The sequence below is a fragment of the Fundidesulfovibrio sp. genome (assembly GCF_058402725.1).
This window is the reverse complement of the sequence record NZ_JBZVFJ010000246.1, coordinates 1-3160: the sequence shown is the minus strand read 5'-3', so window position 1 is coordinate 3160 and position 3160 is coordinate 1. Positions and strand designations below refer to the sequence as shown.

Here is a 3160-nt window from a genome sequence, read left to right as displayed (position 1 = left end):
ACACCGGGCCGTAGAGGATGCGCCGGGGCATCCAGGCCATCACGAACATCACGGCCACGCCCAGGGCGAAGAAGATCGCCTGCTTCTTGAAGAAGAGGTACTTGCTGCCCGCCATGCGCTCGGCCATGATCCCCGAAGCCGAAAGCACCATGACCACGCCCAGACCGGCCAGGAGCACGGCCACGGAGGCCAGCCACCAGTCGAAGCCCGGCTTCACGGCCTGCCCCGGCATGGGGGCTTCCTGGATCACGGCCACGCGGCTCATTGCCTTGCCTCCCTCTCGTCGGGCAGCGAGGCGAAAATGCGCTTGAAGTGCTCGCCGCGCGCCTTGTAGCCCGAATACTGATCGAAGCTGGCCGTGGCCGGGGAGAGCAGGATCACGTCGCCCGGGGCGGCCTCGCGGTAGAGCCGGGTCACGGCCTTTTCCAGGTCTTCGGCCCAGAACAGGGGCACCTTGCCCTGCCACGCGCCCTCGAACACTTCGCGGCTGGCCCCGAAAAGGCCCACGGAGGCGATGCGCGAGCCGAAATACGGCTCCAGGATGGAGAGGTCGCCGCCCTTGAAAACGCCACCGGCCAGCAGGCGCACCGGGCGCTCGAAGCTCTCCACGGCGGCGCGCATGGCCTCCACCGTGGTGGCCTTGGAATCGTCCACGAAGAGCACGCCGCCCTTCTCGCCCACGGTCTCGATGCGGTGGCCCAGCGGGCGGAAGGAGACCACGCCCCGGCGCACTTCGTCGTCGCCGACGCCCAGGGCCTTGCAGGCCAGCCAGGCGGCCTCCATGTTGGCGCGGTTGTGCGCGCCGGGAAGGTTGTTCTCCGGGAAGCGGTTGCTGGCGGTGAAATAGATCCTGCGCGCGCCGGTGAAGGAGCGCTTTTCGAGTTCCTCGCGCATCTCCAGGGGCAGGATGGCCAGGCCCTTGGCGTCCATGCGCGCGAAGCACCGGAGCTTGGCCTGGAGGTATTCCTCCATGTCGGCGTGGAAATCCAGATGATTGCCCGAGAAGTTCAGGAGCACCGCCACCGTGGGCTTGAAGCTCTTCACGTTCTGGAGCTGGAAGCTCGACACCTCCAGCACCGCCACGTCGCAGGGCTCTCCCGAAAGCACGTGGTCGGAGAGCGGCGTGCCGATGTTGCCGCCCACGAACACCCTGCGGCCCGCGCTCTCCAGGATGTGCCCGATGAGCGAGGTGGTGGTGGTTTTGCCGTTGGTGCCTGTCACGGCCAGGATGGGGGCGTCGCAGAACCAGGAGGCCAGCTCCAGCTCCGAGAGCACCTGGGCGTCCGGGCAGGCCTTCAGAAACTCACCCAGCCTGGCCGCGGGCACGCCCGGCGAGAGCACCACCATCTGCGCGCCCCTGAACTGCTCCTTCTTGTGCGCGCCCAGGAGCACCGTGACGCCCAAGGCTTCCAGTTCGGCCAGCGCCTCGGGGGCGAGGGCTTCGGGGTTGCGGTCCAGCAGGCGCACGCCGGCGCCCAGGTAGACCAATAGGCGCGCGGCGGCCACGCCGGAAACGGCGGCGCCCACCACCACGGCCTCGTGTCCGGCCAGCTGTCCCTTGTGCAGAAGCGCGCGCATGCCCGTTACCTCAGCTTCAGCGTGCTCAGGGCCACGAAGGCCAGGAGGATGGAGAGGATCCAGAACCGGATGATGATCTTGGACTCCGGGATGCCCTTGAGCTCGAAATGGTGGTGCAGGGGGGCCATCTTGAAGATGCGCTTGCCGCCCGAGAACTTGAAGTAGCCCACCTGAAGGATCACCGAGAGGGTCTCCAGAACGAACACGCCGCCCACGATGAGCAGGATGAGCTCCTGCTTGCAGGCCACGGCCACGAAACCCAGCGCCCCGCCCAGGGAGAGCGAGCCCACGTCGCCCATGAACACCTGGGCCGGATAGGCGTTGAACCACAGGAACCCGAGCCCCGCGCCCACCAGGGCCGCGCAGAACACCGTGACCTCGCCCACCCCCGAGACGGGCATCACCTGGAGGTAGCGCGCCATCTGCGCGTGGCCCGCCACGTAGACGAAGAGCGCGAACATGCCCGCCGCCACCACCGTGGGGCCGATGGCCAGGCCGTCCAGGCCGTCGGTGAGGTTCACGCCGTTGGACGCCCCCACGATCACCAGCAGGGCGAAGGGAAGGTAGAAGATGCCCAGGTCGGGCTGGAAATTCTTGAAGAAGGGCACGGCGAGGCGCGTGGAGAAGTCCGGGTCCAGCATGAGGATGCCCACGGCCACGGCGGCGATGGCCACCTGTCCCGCCAACTTGGCCCGCGCCGAGAGGCCCTTGTTGTGCTTGCGCACCACCTTCAGGTAGTCGTCCCAGAAGCCGATGGCCCCGAAGCCCACGAACACCAGGAGCGTCATCCATACGTATTCGTTGGTCAGATCGGCCCAGAGCAGCACGGAGACCACGATGGAGAGCATCATGAGCAGGCCTCCCATGGTGGGCGTGCCCGCCTTGCACTGGTGGGCCTTCACGTCCTCGTGGATGGTCTGGCCGCACTTGAGCCTGGTGAGCCACGCGATGACCTTGGGGCCGAAGACGATGGCGATCACCAGGGCCGTGGTGAAGGCGTAGATGGAGCGGAACGTGATGTAGCGGAAGACGTTCAGCACCGTGAGCTGGGCCGCGAAGGGCACGAGCAGATGGTAGATCACCGGCGGCCCTCCTCGTGATCGGACAGGAAGCGTTCCAGAAATTCCTCCATGCGCTGGGAGCGCGAACCTTTGAAGAGCACCACCCCGCCCCTTGCGGAGGCCTGCGCGGCCAGTTCCGCCATGTCCGAGGGCTCGCGCACTTCCGCGAAGCTGCCCGTGAAGCCGGAGCGCTCCAGGCCCAGGCGCACGCTTCCGGCGCTTGGCCCCTTGAAGCGCACCACGTCGCAACCGTTGTCCGCGATCACGCGGCCCAGGTCCTCGTGGGCCTGGTCGCGCTCTGCGCCCAGCTCGCCCATTTCGCCCAGCACCAGGGCCAGGGGGCCTTCTCCGCAGAGCGTCCGGGCCGCCCCGATGGCGGCGGCCATGGACAGCGGATTGGCGTTGTAGGTGTCGTCGATCACCACGCAGGTCCCCGTGTCGCGCACGGCGAAGCGGCCCTTGGGGAACTCCGCCGGGGCCAGGCCCTCGCGGATCTGTTCGCCTGTCGCGCCCAGGGCGCG

General features: G+C 67.8%; 4 protein-coding genes. All 4 read right to left on the bottom strand.

The features are described from left to right. The coding region (locus tag ACV4UX_RS18160) for an FtsW/RodA/SpoVE family cell cycle protein (protein ID WP_491594689.1) at nucleotides 1-265 on the bottom strand (265 nt) is incomplete at its 3' end. Further along, nucleotides 262-1578: a UDP-N-acetylmuramoyl-L-alanine--D-glutamate ligase gene (gene murD / locus ACV4UX_RS18155; RefSeq protein ID WP_491594688.1), complete on the bottom strand. Its 1317-nt coding sequence runs from the start codon at nucleotides 1576-1578 to the stop codon at nucleotides 262-264. The genes murD and ACV4UX_RS18160, both read right to left, overlap by 4 nt. A 5-nt stretch (nucleotides 1579-1583) precedes the next feature. Further along, nucleotides 1584-2660, bottom strand: coding sequence for a phospho-N-acetylmuramoyl-pentapeptide-transferase (mraY, locus tag ACV4UX_RS18150; protein WP_491594687.1), 1077 nt, complete (start codon nucleotides 2658-2660; stop codon nucleotides 1584-1586). After that, on the bottom strand, nucleotides 2657-3160 hold a 504-nt coding region (locus ACV4UX_RS18145; RefSeq protein ID WP_491594686.1), incomplete at its 5' end, for a glutamate ligase domain-containing protein. The genes mraY and ACV4UX_RS18145, both read right to left, overlap by 4 nt.

Excerpts from the sequence above, each read along its gene's own strand:
- murD (WP_491594688.1), bottom strand. The coding sequence starts at position 1,578 with ATGCGCGCGCTTCTGCACAAGGGACAGCTGGCCGGACACGAGGCCGTG.